General features: G+C 72.7%; 1 protein-coding gene. It reads right to left on the reverse strand.

The annotated features are described in order from the left end of the window. Positions 1–65: 65 nt before the first annotated feature. On the reverse strand, positions 66–267 hold a 202-nt coding region (locus HKX41_11775; GenBank protein NNC24812.1), incomplete at its 5' end, for a hypothetical protein.

Below are 267 nucleotides of genomic sequence, written 5' to 3' on the forward strand. Positions count from 1 at the left end.
CGGCGCGGCGCCAGTTCAGCGCGCAGCCACGGCGCGTTAGCGATCCAGTCAGCGGCGCGGCAGATTCAGCGCGAGAGGGTGAACTTACCGAAGGCCACGCCCAGATCCCAGCCCTGGCCGGTGCCGGCCAGCGCCAGCGAGACCTCGCCCTTGGTCATCACCTGGGCCTTGCTCGAACGCGCCGCGCCGGCGTGGGCCTCGGCCGAGGCGTAGCTGCCGAGCACGTCGGAGATGCGGTGCACGCCGGCGAATTCGCCGGTGCCGTGG

Origin of the sequence: Salifodinibacter halophilus, assembly GCA_012999515.1 — a bacterium.
In the GTDB taxonomy this organism is placed as follows: Bacteria; Pseudomonadota; Gammaproteobacteria; order Nevskiales; family Salinisphaeraceae; genus Salifodinibacter; species Salifodinibacter halophilus.